This window comes from Bacteroides intestinalis DSM 17393 (assembly GCF_000172175.1).
In the GTDB taxonomy this organism is placed as follows: Bacteria; Bacteroidota; Bacteroidia; order Bacteroidales; family Bacteroidaceae; genus Bacteroides; species Bacteroides intestinalis.
The window spans coordinates 1-17,893 of the sequence record NZ_ABJL02000002.1 but is presented as its reverse complement, the minus strand read 5'-3'; the positions used below and the strand labels follow the sequence as shown (position 1 = coordinate 17,893).

Here is a 17,893-nt window from a genome sequence, read left to right as displayed (position 1 = left end):
AAAGATGGATAAAATTACAGTACCTTTTATTACCGGTGATGGGGTAGGAGTTGAAATTACTCCTTCTATGCAAGCTATTGTGAATGCTGCCGTGCAGAAAGCATATAGCGGACAACGGCAAATTGAATGGATGGAAGTGTGGGCAGGCGAACGGGCTTTTGAAAAATGTGGCCTGTGGTTACCTGATGAAACGATGGAAGCTTTCCGTGATTACAAAGTGGGTATCAAAGGTCCGCTGACTACACCTGTCGGTGGTGGTATCCGTTCACTAAACGTGGCATTGCGCCAGACACTGGACTTGTATGTATGCCTGCGACCGGTTCGTTGGTATCAGGGCATTCACTCTCCGGTTCGTCATCCGGAGAAGGTGAACATGTGTGTATTCCGTGAAAATACGGAAGATATTTATGCAGGTATCGAATGGGAAGCCGGTACACCGGAGGCAGAGAAGTTCTATAAGTTTCTGCACGATGAGATGGGGGTAAAGAAAGTACGGTTCCCTAAGACATCTTCTTTCGGTGTGAAACCTGTTTCAAAAGAAGGAACGGAACGATTGGTGCGGGCTGCCTGTCGGTATGCACTTGAGAATAACCTGCCTTCCGTGACATTGGTGCACAAGGGAAATATTATGAAGTTTACCGAAGGTGGTTTCAAAAAGTGGGGCTACGAATTGGCTGAACGTGAATTTGGAGAAGCATTGGCTGACGGAAAGCTGGTGATAAAAGACTGCATAGCGGATGCTTTCCTGCAAAATACCTTGTTGATTCCTGAAGAATACTCTGTGATTGCTACTCTTAATCTGAATGGAGATTATGTTTCCGATCAGTTGGCTGCCATGGTGGGCGGTATCGGCATTGCTCCCGGAGCAAATATCAACTACCAGACCGGACATGCTATCTTTGAAGCCACCCATGGTACGGCACCGAATATTGCAGGCAAAGATATTGTGAATCCCTGTTCCATCATTCTGTCTGCCGTAATGATGCTCGAATACTTCGGTTGGAAAGAATCTGCTTCCTTGATAGAACATGCCCTGGAACAAAGTTTCCTTGATGCCCGTGCTACCGCTGACTTGGCGCGCTTCATGCCCGGCGGTGTCTCTTTGTCCACTTCTGCCTTTACTCGGGAGATAGTGGAAAGAATTGAAAAATAATACTAACGATTAAAACGATACGAAAATGAAGAAGGAATATTTAGTTTATAAGCTTTCCGAGAATATGAAGGAAGCGGTTCGGATTGATACTGAACTGTTCTCCAAATTTGATGTGAAACGCGGTTTGCGCAATGAAGACGGCACGGGTGTTTTGGTCGGGCTCACCAGAATTGGTAATGTAGTGGGTTATGAACGTGTTCCGGGCGGTGGCTTGAAACCTATCCCGGGTAAGTTGTTCTACCGTGGTTATGATGTAGAGGATATTGTTCATGCTTTTGTTAAAGAGAAGCGTTTCGGATTTGAAGAAGTGGCTTATCTGTTACTGTCCGGTAATTTGCCCGATAAGGAGGAGTTGGCTTCTTTCCGTGAACTGATTAATGATAATATGCCGTTGGAGCAGAAAACCAAGATGAATATTATCGAACTGGAAGGGAGTAATATTATGAATATTCTGGCACGCAGTGTACTTGAGATGTATCGTTTTGATCCTGCTGCCGATGATACTTCCCGTGACAATCTGATGCGGCAGAGCATTGATTTGATTTCCAAGTTCCCGACTATTATTGCTTATGCATATAATATGCTGCGCCATGCCACTTTCGGGCGTTCATTGCATATTCGCCATCCGCAGGAAAATCTTTCTATTGCCGAAAATTTCCTCTATATGCTGAAACGTAATTATACACAGTTGGAGGCGCGTACGCTCGACCTTTTGTTGGTGCTTCAGGCTGAGCATGGTGGTGGTAATAACTCCACTTTCACGGTTCGTGTTACTTCTTCTACCGGAACGGATACATACTCATCCATTGCCGCAGGTATCGGTTCGTTGAAAGGCCCGCTTCATGGCGGTGCAAATATTCAGGTGGCCGATATGTTCCATCACTTACAGGAGAATATTCAGGACTGGACAAGTGTGGATGAGATCGACACTTACTTCACCCGTATGCTGAATAAGGAAGTTTATAACAAGACGGGATTGATTTATGGTATCGGACATGCTGTTTATACGATTTCCGATCCACGTGCTATCTTACTGAAAGAATTGGCTCGTGATCTTGCCCGGGAAAAGGGTAAAGAGCGCGAATTTGCTTTCCTTGAACTCTTGGAGGAACGTGCTATCGAAACCTTCGGTCGTGTGAAGAACAATGGAAAGACGGTATCGAGCAACGTTGATTTCTATTCCGGCTTTGTTTATGAAATGATTGGGTTACCACAGGAAATTTTTACGCCGTTGTTTGCCATGGCTCGTATCGTCGGCTGGTGTGCGCACCGTAATGAAGAATTGAATTTTGAAGGTAAGCGTATCATTCGTCCGGCATACAAAAATGTACTCGAAGATGCGGTTTATGTACCTATTAAGAAGCGATAAATAGGAGTAAAACGGAAAAAGAAGGAATAAAAGAGTGATAAGGTGGTAGGGTGATAAAGTGGCTGCGCTATATATCACAGGGCGTTATCCCGTTATCACTTTATCACCCTACCACCTTATCACATTTTGTTCATAACCCTACAGTAATGAGATCGTTTTTTCTAAACTGTTTGTTCTGATTTATTGAAGTTAAAAAACGTTTTTGTAACTGGTTGATTATTAGAAGCGTATAATAACCCTATCTCAGTATACGACTGAGGTACCCTAAGTATCATACTGAGATACCCTAAGTATACAACTATGTCTCATCCTGTTTACTTTTGTAAGTAACTTTGTACCCATTTCTGACGTAAACCGCAAACTTATCACTTTGATTTTAAAATTCATTGTTTTTGAAATAATTCGCTAATGTCTTTGTAAACTAATTAAGGGGAGGAAGTTTTCTTTTTCCTCCTTTTTATATATCTTTGCCCGTACTTAAATCGAAACAAGTATGGAACAAGGGACTTTTCTGCTATTTCTTGGTGCAATGAGCATCATCGCACTGTTTGTATTTATCGCACTTTATTTTGTCAAAGCGGGATATGGAATGTTTCGCACTGCATCTTGGGGCATTTCCATTAATAATAAATTGGCATGGATGTTGATGGAGGCACCTGTATTTATTGTGATGTTATTACTTTGGTGGAATTCAGCACGATATAATTCAATTGCTCCCCTAATTTTCTTTCTCTTATTTCAATTACATTATTTTCAACGCGCCTTTGTGTTTCCTTTCCTGCTGAAGGGAAAGAGTCGTATGCCGCTTGTCATTATGATGATGGGAATGCTGTTCAACCTCCTGAATGGTTTTATGCAAGGAGAATGGCTTTTTTATCTGGCTCCTGAAACTCTTTATCCACCGGAGTGGCTGATGACTCCTCAGTTTATTATTGGAGTATTGCTATTCTTTACCGGAATGGGAATCAACTGGTATTCGGATTATGTAATTCGCCATCTTCGTAAACCGGGAGATACGCGGCATTACCTTCCATCGCAGGGGATGTATCGTTATGTCACCTCTGCCAATTACTTTGGTGAAATTATAGAATGGGCAGGATGGGCCATATTGACCTGGTCGCTCTCCGGACTGGTTTTCCTATGGTGGACAGTGGCTAACCTGGTTCCTCGTGCCAATGCCATCTGGTATCGTTATAAAGAGGAATTTGGAGATGCGGTGGGAAACCGGAAACGTGTTTTTCCGTTCCTCTATTAATCTCTCACTTATAAATCACAAATCATAAATAATACTCATGAGCAAGTTATTTACTCCTGTAACTTTTGGTCCGCTGACTTTACGGAATCGTACTATCCGTTCGGCGGCATTTGAAAGTATGTGTCCGGGTAATGCCCCTTCGCAAATGTTGCTCGACTATCACCGTTCAGTTGCGGCTGGTGGTGTTGGAATGACTACTGTGGCCTATGCAGCTGTCACCCAAAGTGGTTTGTCGTTCGACCGCCAATTGTGGATGCGGCCTGAAATTATCCCCGGATTAAAAGAACTGACTGATGCTGTACATGCCGAAGGTGCAGCGGCAGCTATCCAGTTGGGACATTGTGGCAATATGTCACATAAAAGTATCTGTGGTGTTACTCCTGTCGGAGCTTCCACCGGTTTCAATCTTTACTCACCGACTTTTGTTCGTGGCTTGAAAAAAGAGGAATTGCCGGAGATGGCACGTGCGTACGGCCATGCTGTGAATTTGGCTCGTGAGGCAGGCTTTGATGCTGTTGAAATACATGCCGGACATGGATATTTGATTTCTCAGTTCCTTTCTCCTTATACGAATCGCCGTAAGGACTGCTTTGGTGGCTCCTTGGAGAATCGAATGCGCTTTATGGATATGGTAATAGAGGAGGTGATGAAAGCTGCCGGAACGGATATGGCTGTATTGGTAAAAATGAATATGCGTGATGGTTTCCGTGGCGGGATGGAAATGGATGAGACTATGCAGGTGGCAAAACGCTTGGAGCAATCAGGAGCTCATGCATTAGTATTAAGTGGAGGCTTTGTTAGTAAGGCTCCTATGTATGTGATGCGTGGTCGGATGCCTATCCGTACTATGACTCATTATATGAATTGCTGGTGGCTGAAGTATGGAGTGCGAATGGTAGGAAAGTGGATGATACCGACCGTTCCTTTCAAAGAGGCTTATTTCTTGGAAGATGCGATGAAGTTCCGGGCAGGAATTAAGATACCATTGGTATATGTAGGTGGTTTAGTTTCGCGTGAAAAAATAGATGAGGTACTGAATGATGGTTTTGAAGCTGTGCAGATGGCGCGTGCCCTGCTTAATGAACCGGGTTTTGTGAACCGCATGCGTGAAGAAGAGAAAGCACGCTGTAATTGTAAACATAGTAATTATTGTATTGCACGGATGTATTCCATTGAAATGGCATGTCATCAGCATTTGAATGAAGAACTTCCGGCTGGCTTGAAACGGGAAATTACAAAAATAGAAGCAAAAGGATAATGAAACAGAAACTTGCAGTTATAACCGGAGCAGATGGTGGCATGGGAATGGAGATTACACGCGCTGTTGCCACCGCCGGATATAAAGTCATTATGGCGTGTCGTGATCCTGAAATCGCAGAAGAGAAGCGTCAGTTAATAATGCGGGAAACAGGAAATATAGCATTGGAAATAGTACCGGTCAATCTTGCTTCTTTATCTTCTACGGCTTCTTTTGCCAATGAACTTCTTCAGCGTGGAGAAGCTATCACCTTGTTAATGAACAATGCCGGTACTATGGAAACGAAACGTCGTATTACCGAAGATGGATTGGAACGTACAGTGAGTGTCAATTATGTAGCTCCTTATCTATTGACTCGTAAATTGTTACCACTGATGGGGGAGGGAAGCCGGATTGTAAACATGGTGTCTTGCACTTATGCCATCGGTAAACTGGATTTTCCTGACTTCTTTTTGCGTGGAAAGAAAGGCGCTTTCTGGCGTATTCCGATTTATAGTAATACGAAATTGGCATTAACTTTGTTTACAATAGCTCTATCGGAGAAGGTGAAAGAAAAAGGAATTGTTGTCAATGCTGCCGATCCGGGTATTGTTTCCACCCCAATCATTACGATGCATATGTGGTTTGATCCGTTGACGGATATCTTTTTCCGCCCTTTCATACGTACGCCTCGCCAAGGAGCAGCGACGGCCATCAGTTTGTTGCTGGATGAAGATGCGGGAAAACGTACCGGAACGTTGAATGTAAGTTGCCATCCTAAACAGCTTGCAGAGAAATTCTTTCATCATGTACAGATGAAGGAACTATGGGATAGGACAGAAGAAATTGTAGCAAAATGGCTATAATGCAAAGGAGATGTGTCAAAACTAAGGCACATCTCCTTTTTTTATATTTAAATGTTTTTTTTCTCTATGCGACTCTTTTTTCACTAATTTGGTAATACGCGGCTATATTCCTCGTATATTGCGTCATAATTGTTCTGATAAGAATACATATAATGCGTGCAGTCCCTCCCTTTCCTGCTTTTAGTAGTTTAGCGCACATTTTTTTGATATTAAAAGCTATAGCAAAGAAAGCAAAGTCCATCGTAACCTTGTCTTCTCCTTTATGTCTGAACCGGCGGTATGCCATGTTGTATTTCATTTGTCCAAACACAGCTTCCGGTTCTATACACCTCCTGCCTCTATGCTTGATACCTTCCTCTGAGAGCAATATTTCCCGTGCCTGCCGTTTGTATTGGTTTAACCGGTGATTGACTTCTATAATACGATTTCCCTGGGCTTTAAAGCAACTGCCACGCAAAGGACAACCCTCGCAATTTTGTGCTTTATAACGTGCACTTTCGGTGATGTATCCGCTTGCAGTTTTGTCACGTCTGGTCCCTATACGGTTCATGCGCTGCCCCATAGGGCAAACGTAATAATCCTCTTCTGTATTGTAATGGAGACTTTCCGCATGGAACGGATTGGGAGTATAACGGGGACGCTGTTCTTTATGGAAGAAGTTATACTTGACAAAGGCTTCTATCCCGTTCTCCTGCATGAACCGGTAATTTTCTTCTGAGCCGTAACCGGAGTCTGCCACCCCGACAGCGGGTAAGCGGTTATAGCGATGTTGGAAGGAGTGGAAGAAAGGAATGAGCGTCAGTGTATCGGTAGGGTTGGGAAACAGTCGGAAGTCTATGAGAAATTGTTTTTCAGTACCTATTTGCAAATTATATCCGGGCTTGGTCTGCCCGTTCTTCATGGCGTCTTCTTTCATACGCATGAATGTGGCATCAGGATCAGTCTTGGAATAGGAATTACGTTCTCCAAGAGTGTCAAGATGATTGTCGTATTCCGTCAGCTTGTCACGATACCCTTCAAGTTCCTTGAGCTGTTTCTTCTTTTCGCGCAGGGCTTTCTTTTGTTCCTTATCCTTTGTGGCAGGCTGGTGTTCTAGGACTTCTTTAAGTTCATCCACTATGTCAGAGAGCATGGCGGGAGTGAATTGGGCGGGTGTGTCTTTTACGGAGTTCTCTTGTGCAATGGCTTCGTCCACCTGTTCCAGAAGGATACGAATCTTGTCCAGCAACTTCGTGCGGTGCTTTTCAACACTCTTGCGCCAGACAAAAGTATATTTGTTGGCTTTGGATTCAATCTTAGTGCCGTCGATATACTCCACCTCAAGACTGATGAAACCTTTGTCGGCAAGGACAAGAACTAACTGGGTGAATACATTATTTATCTCCTCCTTTACACGGTTACGAAAACGATTGATGGTGATAAAATCCGGATGCTCATTACCGGCAAGCCAGATATAATGAATGTCACGCAAGAGAAGCTTCTCTATTTTACGGCACGAATAGATATTATTCATGTAGGCGTAGATAATTACCTTAAGCATCATTTTAGGATGATAAGGACAGCGGCCGGTTTCTTTATAAAGTTTATTGAAACCTTCAAGATGGAGAGTATCAACAACTGTGTTAACTATGCGAACCGGGTCGTTCGACGCAATGTTTTCATCAATTCTTTGAGGAAAAAGAACGGTTTGGTTGGGAATGTAAGGACGAAAATGTAACTTTGCCATAACGAAATACTTTATGCCTAAAGATACAAAAACTTTGGGTAATAGCAAAGCCCGGGCTTGCGAAAGTCTGGGCTTTGTGCATAAAAAAGGTTGTGCCAGAGTTTTGACACAACCTCTTTGCATATTTCACTATATTCTAATTAAATAGAGAGTTCTCTCAATACATTTACCAAGTCTTTCTTGATTGGCTTATCATTCTTGATAGCTTTTGTGAAAGGAACGTATACTACTTCATCATGTTCGATACCAATCATCACGTTCCGTTGTCCTTCCATGATGGCATCGATAGCTGCTGCACCGAGTCGGCTGGCAAGGATACGGTCGTGAGCAGTAGGGCTTCCACCGCGCTGCAAGTGGCCAAGGATGGTAACACGTACATCGTATTGAGGATATTCATTCTTCACACGCTCTGCAAAGTGCATGGCTCCACCTGTCAGTTCGCTTTCCGCAACAATTACAATACTACTGTTTTTGGATTTGCGGAAACCATTCTTGATGAATTCTTCCAGTTGATCGACTTCCGTACTGAACTCCGGAATGATAGCGGCCTCTGCACCTGAGGCGATGGCACCGTTCAATGCAAGGAAACCAGCGTCACGTCCCATTACTTCCACGAAAAACAAACGCTCATGAGAAGTAGCGGTATCGCGGATTTTATCCACTGCATCCAGAATGGTATTCAAAGCTGTATCATAACCGATAGTCGTATCTGTTCCGTACAAGTCATTATCGATAGTACCCGGCAATCCTATACAAGGTACATCAAACTCTTGTGCGAAAATACGTGCACCTGTCAATGAACCGTCACCACCAATGATAACCAAGGCATCAATGCCTTCCTTTTTCATATTATCATACGCAATCTGGCGTCCTTCGGGAGTAGTGAATTCCTGACAACGAGCTGTTTTCAGGATAGTACCACCTAATTGTATGATATTACTTACGTTCTGGCTTTTGAATTCTTTAATTTCGCCGGTTACCAGACCTCTGTAACCTCTATATATACCTTTTACTTGTAATCCGTTGTAAATAGCAGCACGTGTTACTGCACGAATAGCAGCGTTCATTCCCGGTGCATCACCACCGGATGTCAAAATACCTATGCACTTAACTGTTCCCATAACAATCTTTTAGTTTGGTTTAAATAATCGACGCAAAGATAGCAAAAAGCTGAGGGCGTGATTCATATTTAACGTTAATTTGTTGTTTCAAAACGGTGACTTATTGTCCTGTAAGTCGTGATTGAATGGCCTTTGAAATTTCTTCCATCAGCCATTTGGGAGTGGAGGTTGCTCCGCATACTCCGATAGAGGAAGCTCCAGTCAGCAGAGAATTGTCTATCTCTTCAACACTGTCTATCAAATGGGAATTAGGGTTGATTTTTTTGCATTCACTGAACAGCATTTTCCCATTGGAACTTTTCTTGCCACTTACAAAGAATACCAGATCGTGCGAAGCGGCAAATTTCCGTATGTTCGGAATACGATTGGCTACTTGCCGGCAGATGGTATCATAATATTCGAATGTGACATCAGGCGAGATATGCTCTTTGATGTATTCTACGATTTTCTGGAATTCGTCCAATGACTTTGTTGTCTGTGAATATAAACGGATGCTCTTGGTGAGATCCAGTTTTTTAGCTTCTTCCAGCTTTTCTATAACGATTGCTTCTCCGGTAGTTTGTCCCACTAAACCAAGGACTTCCGCATGACCGGTTTTTCCATAGATAACGATTTGTTTATCCTCGGTATCTTTCTGATTATATTCTTGCTTGATTTTCTTTTGTAAGCGGAGTACTACCGGGCAAGTGGCATCAATGATTTCAATATTATTGCGACGGGCAATTTCATAAGTTTCGGGCGGTTCTCCATGGGCACGCAGCAAAACTTTGGCATCGTGCAAATGATTAAAGTCATCATGATTGATAGTGATGAGGCCCATCTCTTTCAGGCGCTCCACTTCACGGCTATTGTGCACGATGTCTCCCAGACAATACAAAGTACCGCCATTGGTTAGCTCTTCTTCAGCTTTATTTATTGCAGTGACTACACCGAAACAGAAGCCTGATCCCTCATCTATTTCTACTTTTACCATAATATAATATATTGATATAGAGATTGTAAATAGGTCATCGGAAGGGCTATACCCTTTTTCCTTTATCCCTTAACGGTTTTATCGAATTGCTTTTGTAACCATTCTTTTTGTTGAGAAATAGTCATGGTCGTGTTGTCTAACAGCAATGCGTCGTCTGCTTTGCGAAGTGGGCTTACTTCACGATTCTGATCGATATAATCCCGTTGCTTTACGTTCTCAAGTATTTCATCAAAACTGGCTTCTTGTCCTTTGGCTTTCAATTCGTCATAACGACGCTGTGCGCGGATCTCGGGGGTGGCAGTTACAAATATTTTTAGTTCTGCATCGGGAAAAACCGTAGTTCCAATATCACGTCCATCCATGACAATACCTTTGGAATTACCCATTGCCTGTTGTTGTGCCACCATTGCTTCGCGTACAAAGCCTAAAGTTGCGATAGGGCTGACGCGAGAAGAAACTTCCATACTACGGATTTTATTTTCTACATTTACTCCGTTCAGATAGGTGTCAGGACGTCCGCTCAACGGATTTAGTTGAAATGAAATATGAATATTACCAATTTCTTTCTGAAGTCTTTCCGTATCAATCTCATTTCCTTTAAAGATGCCATTTTCTATACTGTATAAAGTGACTGCACGATACATGGCGCCACTGTCTATGTATATGTAACCTATTTCACGGGCAAGATCTTTTGCCATGGTACTTTTTCCACAGGAGGAAAAACCGTCGATTGCGATAGTTATCTTTTTCATGTTGAGTTATACTATTTATATATTATAAGGTATATGACAAATTAAATATAAGTGAGGATGAACTCACATGATATTTGGCGTATGCCATCCCTAATTTCAATCGTTTTAATTGAATACCTGTGCCACAAGTAAAACCCGCCCAATGGCTGGAGCCGTTTATTTTCATTTCTTCTCCACGGCGGAAGTTGTATCCGGCTGCCAGGTAAAAGTTGTTGGTTGGGAGAAAATCAATGCCAAGGGCGATATGATTTAACAATTTCTTTCCAAAATTGTTTGCTGCTGTGGCTGATGTACTCCATTGTGTCAGGTCATGTAGAGTAAATGAGAGCCTGAAAGGAGCATGTGCCAGTCGTTTGCTAAAACCAAGCTGTACGTCGGCAGGTAGCTTTTCATGTCTTTCTTCGAAAGCTTTCAGTTGTCCTCCCAAATTGCGTGCAACAAGTGAAGCGGAAAAGTCTGACTCCTGATGATAGTAATTCAATCCCAAATCAATGCCAATTGCGAATGAAGAGTACTTATCATAATGAGAATAAATGAAGTTTGTGCGGACACCACCACTCCAATAATCACTTAAATCATAGGTATAAATGCCCGATATGGAAATATCTTTGGCAGAGAAAGTGCCGATTTCTATATTTTCTTCGGTGGTTTCTTTTAACTCTCCGTAATTTACATATTGAGCGGTTACCGCCCAAGTGGAACGCTCGCCTGCTGTACGTGCGAATGCGGCTCCTCCAACATTGACACCATCCATATAAAGCATGTAATTCAGGTTGAGAGTTTTATCCGCTACACACGAAAGAAGGGCGGGATTTTGGACAGCCATCGTTAAATCGTCTTCTATAATAGAAATATTTTCTCCACCCAATGCCGATGCGTGGGCAGAAAAAGGAAGCTTTAAAAATTGGAAGGCGCTGGTTCCGTCTTGCGCACGTAAAACGGAGAAAATCAGTAGTAGTAGCACCGTAATAAAAGACTTTTTCAACATTTCATTTAAAATTATTGCCAAAGATACGGTATTTTTAAAATATCTCGTTACATTTGTGGCACAAAAGCGCAGGTGTGCTTTTTGAAGGATAAAAAAAACAAAAATGGGTGCATATTGTCTTAAAAAAGATAGTACGGATGAACGTTTTGCAGAAAAAGTACTATATTTGCCCAAAATGAGAAACACGTTAAAATAATATTATAATTATGGAAATTAAGAAAACACCTAAAGCAGATTTGGAGAACAAAAAATCGACTTGGATGCTTATTGGTTATGTTATTGTGCTGGCTTTTATGTTTATAGCATTTGAATGGACAAAGCGCGATATCAAGATCGATACAAGCCAGGCTCTTACTGATCTCTATTTTGAGGAAGAAATGGTTCCTATTACTGAACAGGAAGAAAAGGTCGCTCCTCCTCCTCCAGAAGTAGCTCCGATTAACGAAACATTGGAAATCGTAGCTGATGATGCTGATGTGGAAGAAACAGTGATCGCTTCTTCTGAGGAAACAGGTCAGGCAGTAGAGGTAAAATATGTGCCTGTAACTGTTGTTGAAGAAGAACCGGAAGAACAAACCATTTTTGAGGTTGTAGAACAAATGCCTGAATTCCCGAATGGTGGTATGGCTGGTTTGATGCAATTCTTGAGCAAGAACATCAAATATCCTACTATTGCACAGGAAAACGGTACTCAAGGTCGTGTAACAGTACAATTCGTTGTTAATAAGGACGGTAGTATTGTAGACGCTAAAGTCATAAGAGGTGTTGACCCGTATTTGGATAAAGAAGCACTCCGTGTGATTGGTACTATGCCGAAGTGGAAACCCGGTATGCAGCGCGGTAAACCTGTACGCGTTAAATATACAGTGCCTGTAATGTTCAGATTGCAGTAATACGTTATCTATATAAATAAAGAGGCTGCCGATAAAGCAGCCTCTTTTTATTCTTACTATTCTCCTTAATTTATAATCACTATGTTTACAGCTTCCGAGCTTCTCGAAAAAATTAATTCTCATATTACTGATTTACAGTTTACGCGTACTCCAAAGGGATTGTATGCTCCGGTGGAATATGTTCTGTCTATGGGTGGAAAGCGAATTCGCCCGGTATTAATGTTGATGGCTTATAATTTGTATCAGGAAGATGTGACTCGTATCTATGCTCCGGCTATAGGTATTGAAGTTTATCATAATTATACCCTTCTTCACGATGATTTGATGGATCGTGCTGATCGTCGTAGAGGCAAAGAAACGGTCCACAAAGTCTGGAATGATAATACTGCGATTCTTTCGGGCGATGCAATGTTGATTTTAGCTTATCAATTTATGGCAGAATGTTCTCCATCCTTTTTGAAGGAAGTCATGGATCTTTTTAGTCTAACAGCCCTTGAAATATGTGAAGGTCAGCAAATGGATATGGAGTTCGAACAGAGAAATGATGTAGCGGCGGAAGAATATCTGGAAATGATTCGTCTGAAAACAGCAGTTTTATTAGCTGCAAGTTTGCGAATCGGTGCCCGTTTGGGAGGTGCTTCAGTAGAAGATGCAGACCGTTTGTATGATTTTGGAATGCAAATAGGAGTTGCTTTCCAATTGAAAGATGATCTTTTGGATGTTTATGGTAATGTCAAAGTCTTTGGGAAAAATATTGGTGGAGATATCCTTTGCAATAAAAAAACTTATATGCTGATTAAGGCATTTGAACATGCCGATTCAAGTCAACGTGAGCAGTTAAATTATTGGGTTCATGCAAAAGCCTTTCAACCCGTTGAGAAGATTGCTGCCGTTACGGAACTCTATAATCAGATTGGCGTAAAAGCTATTTGTGAGAATCAAATGTTGGAGTATAGCAATCGTGCGATGGAAAGTTTAGCGGCTGTCAGTGTTGCAGAGGAAAAGAAAGAAGAACTTAAAAAGGTAATAGAGAATTTGATGCATAGAGAGGTTTAATAGTGTCTTTTTGGATTTATGCCTTATAGAAGATTACCAAATACAGATCAGGCGAGAATACGGGCACTGAAAGCAGTGGTTGCGAAAGCTGATGTCCAGAACCTTTATGATTTGGCAGTTTCCCTGAAGACGTTGACAGAGGCCCGGAATTTCTTGACGAGGTTTGAGGCTGCCCAGTCTTATTATTTGCAATGTTTTGAACGTCAGTCGCAGGCTGGTCATAAGCATCAGGCCAATGTAAAGATGGCGCGTTTGTATGTATCTCATTTTATTCAGGTATTGAATTTAGCTGTAATACGTTCGGAAGTACGTGTTGCTCACAAAGCATATTATGGCTTACCGGGAGATAGTACAAATGTTCCGGATTTATCAACAGAAACAGCATTAGTGGAATGGGGACGAAAAATTATAGATGGAGAGGCTAAACGAACTTCACAGGGCGGAATTCCTATTTATAATCCTACAATAGCCAAGGTTAGAGTGCATTATGATATCTTTACAGATAGTTATGACCGACAAAAAAATCTGCAAGCTTTGACAGCGCGTAGTTTAGAATCTCTTTCTGCTATGCGAACCACAGCAGATGAATTGATTTTAGATATTTGGAACCAGGTTGAAAAAAAGTTTGAAGATGTTTCTCCAAATGAGAAACGTTTGGATTTGTGCCGTGATTACGGATTAATTTACTATTACCGTACCGGTGAAAAACGAAAAGAAGAAGTAAACAAATGAGATTGATAGATACACATTCCCATCTCTTTTTAGAAGAATTTTCAGAAGATTTACCGCAAGTTATTGAGCGTGCCCGTTCTGCAGGAGTCACTCATATCTTTATGCCTAATATCGACAGTACGACAATTGATTCAATGTTATCGGTATGTAATACCTATAATGATTATTGTTTTCCTATGATAGGACTGCATCCTACTTCTGTTAATGCCGATTATGAAAAAGAACTGGAGATTGTGGCTCGTGAACTAAGGTCTTTCAATAAGTATATTGCAATAGGGGAGGTTGGTATGGATCTTTATTGGGATAAAACTTTTCTGAAAGAACAGCAGATTGTATTAGATAAGCAAATCAATTGGGCTTTGGAATATGACCTTCCTGTCGTTATTCATTGTCGGGATGCCTTTGGCTATATATATAATGTACTGGAACCTTACAAGAATACTTCTTTAAAAGGAGTTTTCCACAGTTTCACGGGTACTGATGATGAGGCTGCCCGGATTCTGGAGTTTTCAGGTTTTCTAATTGGAATTAATGGTGTGGTCACTTTTAAAAAGTCGCGCCTTCCGGAAGTTTTGACTAAAATACCTTTGGAGAAGATTGTTCTTGAAACGGATTCCCCTTATCTCACTCCGGTTCCGAATCGTGGTAAGAGAAATGAAAGCGCCTATGTGAAGGATACTTTGATGAAGGTTTCTGATATCTACCGGATGTCTCCGGAGGCCGTTGGACGTGTTACTTCCGAGAACGCTTTAAAAGTGTTTGGAATGCTCAAATAACATCGTAAAGATTTTAAAGTTTATTAATTTTGAGATTTTATTAAAGATAAAACGGAGAGAATGAGGGGCAAGAACGAAAAAAAGAATACATTTGTAGCTGAAAACGCTTGTGGTTCGCATTTTTTTTGTAATTTGCAGCCGTTTTTGAAAGAGGCGTCTATTGGAGAGATGCTCGAGTGGTTGAAGAGGCACGCCTGGAAAGCGTGTATACCTCTAAAGGGTATCCGGGGTTCGAATCCCCGTCTCTCCGCAGAATGAAAGAAGGAAACAAAAATAATAAATGAATATAATAAACAATTTAATTAATTAATCTTAAAAATTAGACACACAATGAAAAAGTTATTTGCAATTGTTGCTGTGATGGGAGTCTTAACATTTGGCTCAACTCAACTTGCTCAGGCTCAAGATGCTCCTGCAGCTGAACAAACAGAACAAGCTGCTCCTGCAGCTCAAGCAGCTCCTGCTGGTGATGCTACTGTAGAGGCAGAAGAAGGTGGTATTCACAAGGAAATCAAGACTAAATTTATTGAAGGTACTGCATCTTTCATGAGTTTGGTTGCTATCGCTTTGGTTATCGGTCTTGCATTCTGTATTGAACGTATCATTTATCTGAGCTTGGCTGAAATCAACACAAAGAAATTCTTGGCTGCTATTGAAGCTGCTTTGGAAAAAGGCGACGTAGAAGCTGCTAAAGACATCGCACGTAATACAAGAGGTCCTATCGCTTCTATCTATTACCAAGGCTTATTGAGAATTGATCAAGGTCTTGACGTAGTTGAGAAGTCAGTAGTATCTTATGGTGGTGTACAAGCTGGTTACTTGGAAAAAGGTTGCTCTTGGATCACACTGTTCATCGCAATGGCTCCGTCTTTGGGATTCTTGGGTACTGTAATTGGTATGGTGCAGGCATTTGATAAGATCCAACAAGTAGGTGATATCTCTCCGACGGTTGTAGCAGGTGGTATGAAAGTTGCCTTGATTACAACTATTTTCGGTTTGATCGTTGCTTTGATTCTGCAGGTATTCTACAATTATATCCTGTCTAAGATCGAGGCTTTGACCAGCGAAATGGAAGATTCTTCTATCACTCTGTTGGATATGGTTATCAAATATAACTTGAAATACAAAAAATAAGAGAAATGGCTAAATTATCATATAGAGTATCATATTACGTACTGTATGTTTTATTCGCCGCTATTTTAGTAGTATTGGGCTTATTCTACTTCGGTGGAGATGCTCAGGGCGATGCAGTACTGGCGGGTGTTGATCCCGAGATGTGGCAGCCTGCACAGACAGAAAGTCTGCTGTACTTGATGTATGGTTTGTTTGCTTTGACTGTTGTTGCAATGGTAGCTGCGTTTATCCTGCAATTTGGTAGCGCATTAAAAGATAATCCTGTAAAAGCTTTGAAATCACTACTAGGTGTTATTTTATTGGTTGTCGTAATGATCGTTGCTTGGTCTATGGGTAGTGGAGAACAGATGAATATACCAGGTTATAGTGGAACTGATAATGTTCCGTTCTGGCTAAAGGTTACTGATATGTTCCTGTATACTATTTATTTCTTACTGGGAGCAACTGTTCTTGCAATGCTTTTCAGTAGTATTAAAAAGAAATTATCATAATCGATTGAGGGAACTCGATCTAATGGAGTAATTACAATGGCAAAAGGAAAAAGAAAAGTTCCTGATATAAACTCAAGTTCTACAGCGGATATTGCTTTCCTATTGTTGATCTTCTTCTTGATTACGACTTCTATGGATACGGACCGTGGTTTGGCAAGACGTTTGCCGCCACCGCCTGAACAAGACCAGAAGAATGATGATTCAGATAAGGTTAAGGAGCGTAACGTGATGACAGTCTTCTTGAACATGAATGACCAACTCATGGCCAATGGAGAGTACATCAATGTAGATCAATTGAGAGATAGGGCAAAAGAATTTATTGCTAACCCGTATAATGATGAAACCAAACCGGAAAAGCATGCAAAAGAGATACCTTTCTTTGGCACTATGCAGGTTACGGAAAAGCATGTAGTTTCTTTGCGTTGCGACCGTGGATCTTCCTACAAGGCATATTTGGCTGTTCAGAATGAACTGGTGGCTGCTTATAATGAGCTGAGAGAAGAATTGTCTCAGGAAAAGTTTGGCAAAAATTATGCCGCTTTGGATGAAGATCAACAAAAAGCAATTCGTGATGTATATCCTCAGAAGATTTCTGAGGCAGAACCTAAAAAGTACGGAGAAAAGAAGTAATGGGAAAATTTAATAAGACTGGTAAACGCGAAATGCCTGCGTTGAATACTTCTTCTCTGCCTGACCTTATCTTTACTCTGTTGTTCTTCTTTATGATTGTAACAACAATGCGTGAGGTAACATTAAAGGTTGAGTTTAAGGTTCCGCAAGCTACAGAATTGGAAAAACTGGAAAAGAAATCTTTGGTTACGTTTATCTATGTAGGAAAACCTACAGCTGAGTTTCGTAAGAAACTGGGCAATGAAAGCCGTATCCAATTGAATGATAGCTATGCTGAAGTTGCTGAAATTCAGGACTACATTATTGGTGAACGTGCCAGTATGAAGGAGGAAGATCAGCCTCAGATGACTGTTTCTTTGAAAGTTGACCAAGATACGAAAATGGGTATCGTTACAGATATCAAAGAAGCTCTTCGTAAAGCTTATGCATTGAAACTTAACTATTCTGCGCAACCGCGTCAGTAAGAAGTTAATCAAACTATAAAAAATAAAGGAGATGTGTCAAAACTAAGGCACATCTCCTTTTTTATATTTAAATGTTTTTTTCTTCTATGCGACTCTTTTTTCACTAATTTGGTAATACGCGGCTATATTCCTCGTATATTGCGTCATAATTGTTCTGATAAGAATACATATAATGCGTGCAGTCCCTCCCTTTCCTGCTTTTAGTAGTTTAGCGCACATTTTTTTGATATTAAAAGCTATAGCAAAGAAAGCAAAGTCCATCGTAACCTTGTCTTCT

The 17,893-nt window shown here is 41.3% G+C and carries 18 protein-coding genes, 1 tRNA gene and 1 pseudogene; 14 read left to right on the top strand and 6 right to left on the bottom strand.

Features of this window, described 5'->3' with window-relative positions:
- Nucleotides 1-4 precede the first annotated feature (4 nt).
- The 5 genes from icd to BACINT_RS01025 all read left to right on the top strand — a co-directional run bounded on the left by icd (nt 5) and on the right by BACINT_RS01025 (nt 5,880).
- The gene (gene icd / locus BACINT_RS01045; RefSeq protein ID WP_044154606.1) at nt 5-1,153 is read left to right on the top strand and encodes an NADP-dependent isocitrate dehydrogenase; all 1,149 of its coding nucleotides are present in this window, start codon (nt 5-7) and stop codon (nt 1,151-1,153) included.
- Nucleotides 1,154-1,178: 25 nt separating this feature from the next.
- Nucleotides 1,179-2,522 (top strand): citrate/2-methylcitrate synthase, encoded by a 1,344-nt coding sequence (locus tag BACINT_RS01040; protein WP_007659900.1) that lies wholly within the window; start codon nt 1,179-1,181, stop codon nt 2,520-2,522.
- Between the two features lie 493 nt (nt 2,523-3,015).
- Nucleotides 3,016-3,777, top strand: a complete 762-nt coding sequence (locus BACINT_RS01035) for a DUF1295 domain-containing protein (RefSeq protein WP_007659898.1) — start codon at nt 3,016-3,018, stop codon at nt 3,775-3,777.
- Nucleotides 3,778-3,814: 37 nt separating this feature from the next.
- Nucleotides 3,815-5,035, top strand: a complete 1,221-nt coding sequence (locus BACINT_RS01030; RefSeq protein ID WP_007659896.1) for an NADH:flavin oxidoreductase — start codon at nt 3,815-3,817, stop codon at nt 5,033-5,035.
- Nucleotides 5,035-5,880 (top strand): SDR family oxidoreductase, encoded by an 846-nt coding sequence (locus tag BACINT_RS01025; protein ID WP_007659894.1) that lies wholly within the window; start codon nt 5,035-5,037, stop codon nt 5,878-5,880. Before BACINT_RS01030 ends, BACINT_RS01025 begins: the two co-directional genes overlap by 1 nt.
- 64 nt (nt 5,881-5,944) lie before the next feature.
- Here BACINT_RS01025 and BACINT_RS01020 read toward each other — a convergent pair whose 3' ends face one another.
- The 5 genes from BACINT_RS01020 to porQ form a co-directional block, all read right to left on the bottom strand.
- Nucleotides 5,945-7,606 (bottom strand): IS1182 family transposase, encoded by a 1,662-nt coding sequence (locus BACINT_RS01020; RefSeq protein ID WP_044154587.1) that lies wholly within the window; start codon nt 7,604-7,606, stop codon nt 5,945-5,947.
- 140 nt (nt 7,607-7,746) lie between these two features.
- Nucleotides 7,747-8,727, bottom strand: a complete 981-nt coding sequence (gene pfkA / locus BACINT_RS01015) for a 6-phosphofructokinase (protein WP_007659890.1) — start codon at nt 8,725-8,727, stop codon at nt 7,747-7,749.
- A 100-nt stretch (nt 8,728-8,827) separates the two neighbouring features.
- Nucleotides 8,828-9,700: a 4-hydroxy-3-methylbut-2-enyl diphosphate reductase gene (locus BACINT_RS01010; protein ID WP_007659888.1), complete on the bottom strand. Its 873-nt coding sequence runs from the start codon at nt 9,698-9,700 to the stop codon at nt 8,828-8,830.
- A gap of 62 nt (nt 9,701-9,762) precedes the next feature.
- Nucleotides 9,763-10,452 carry a (d)CMP kinase gene (gene cmk, locus BACINT_RS01005; RefSeq protein ID WP_007659886.1) on the bottom strand — a complete coding sequence of 230 codons (690 nt, stop codon included), beginning with the start codon at nt 10,450-10,452 and terminating at the stop codon, nt 9,763-9,765.
- Between the two features lie 22 nt (nt 10,453-10,474).
- A complete protein-coding gene (gene porQ / locus BACINT_RS01000) occupies nt 10,475-11,440 on the bottom strand; it encodes a type IX secretion system protein PorQ (RefSeq protein ID WP_007659884.1) in 966 nt (321 codons plus the stop codon).
- A gap of 206 nt (nt 11,441-11,646) precedes the next feature.
- On the opposite strand from porQ, the gene BACINT_RS00995 reads away from it, so the two are divergent.
- From BACINT_RS00995 to BACINT_RS00955, 9 genes are all read left to right on the top strand, one after another.
- Nucleotides 11,647-12,333 carry an energy transducer TonB gene (locus BACINT_RS00995; RefSeq protein ID WP_007659882.1) on the top strand — a complete coding sequence of 229 codons (687 nt, stop codon included), beginning with the start codon at nt 11,647-11,649 and terminating at the stop codon, nt 12,331-12,333.
- Nucleotides 12,334-12,414: 81 nt separating this feature from the next.
- A complete protein-coding gene (locus BACINT_RS00990; protein ID WP_007659881.1) occupies nt 12,415-13,389 on the top strand; it encodes a polyprenyl synthetase family protein in 975 nt (324 codons plus the stop codon).
- Between the two features lie 18 nt (nt 13,390-13,407).
- Nucleotides 13,408-14,121 (top strand): hypothetical protein, encoded by a 714-nt coding sequence (locus tag BACINT_RS00985; RefSeq protein WP_007659880.1) that lies wholly within the window; start codon nt 13,408-13,410, stop codon nt 14,119-14,121.
- Entirely contained in the window at nt 14,118-14,897 is a 780-nt protein-coding gene (locus BACINT_RS00980; RefSeq protein WP_007659879.1) for a TatD family hydrolase, read from the top strand. Before BACINT_RS00985 ends, BACINT_RS00980 begins: the two co-directional genes overlap by 4 nt.
- Before the next feature lie 162 nt (nt 14,898-15,059).
- A tRNA-Ser gene (locus tag BACINT_RS00975) sits at nt 15,060-15,147 on the top strand.
- 80 nt (nt 15,148-15,227) lie between these two features.
- Entirely contained in the window at nt 15,228-16,031 is an 804-nt protein-coding gene (locus BACINT_RS00970) for a MotA/TolQ/ExbB proton channel family protein (protein WP_007659875.1), read from the top strand.
- Nucleotides 16,032-16,036: 5 nt separating this feature from the next.
- Nucleotides 16,037-16,522: a hypothetical protein gene (locus tag BACINT_RS00965; RefSeq protein WP_007659873.1), complete on the top strand. Its 486-nt coding sequence runs from the start codon at nt 16,037-16,039 to the stop codon at nt 16,520-16,522.
- Nucleotides 16,523-16,558: 36 nt separating this feature from the next.
- Entirely contained in the window at nt 16,559-17,152 is a 594-nt protein-coding gene (locus BACINT_RS00960; RefSeq protein WP_007659871.1) for an ExbD/TolR family protein, read from the top strand.
- Nucleotides 17,152-17,616 (top strand): ExbD/TolR family protein, encoded by a 465-nt coding sequence (locus BACINT_RS00955; protein ID WP_007210400.1) that lies wholly within the window; start codon nt 17,152-17,154, stop codon nt 17,614-17,616. The genes BACINT_RS00960 and BACINT_RS00955 overlap by 1 nt, the downstream gene beginning before the upstream one ends.
- Before the next feature lie 84 nt (nt 17,617-17,700).
- On the opposite strand, the pseudogene BACINT_RS24300 reads toward BACINT_RS00955, so the two are convergent.
- Nucleotides 17,701-17,893, bottom strand: a pseudogene (locus tag BACINT_RS24300) (IS5/IS1182 family transposase); the annotation flags it as partial.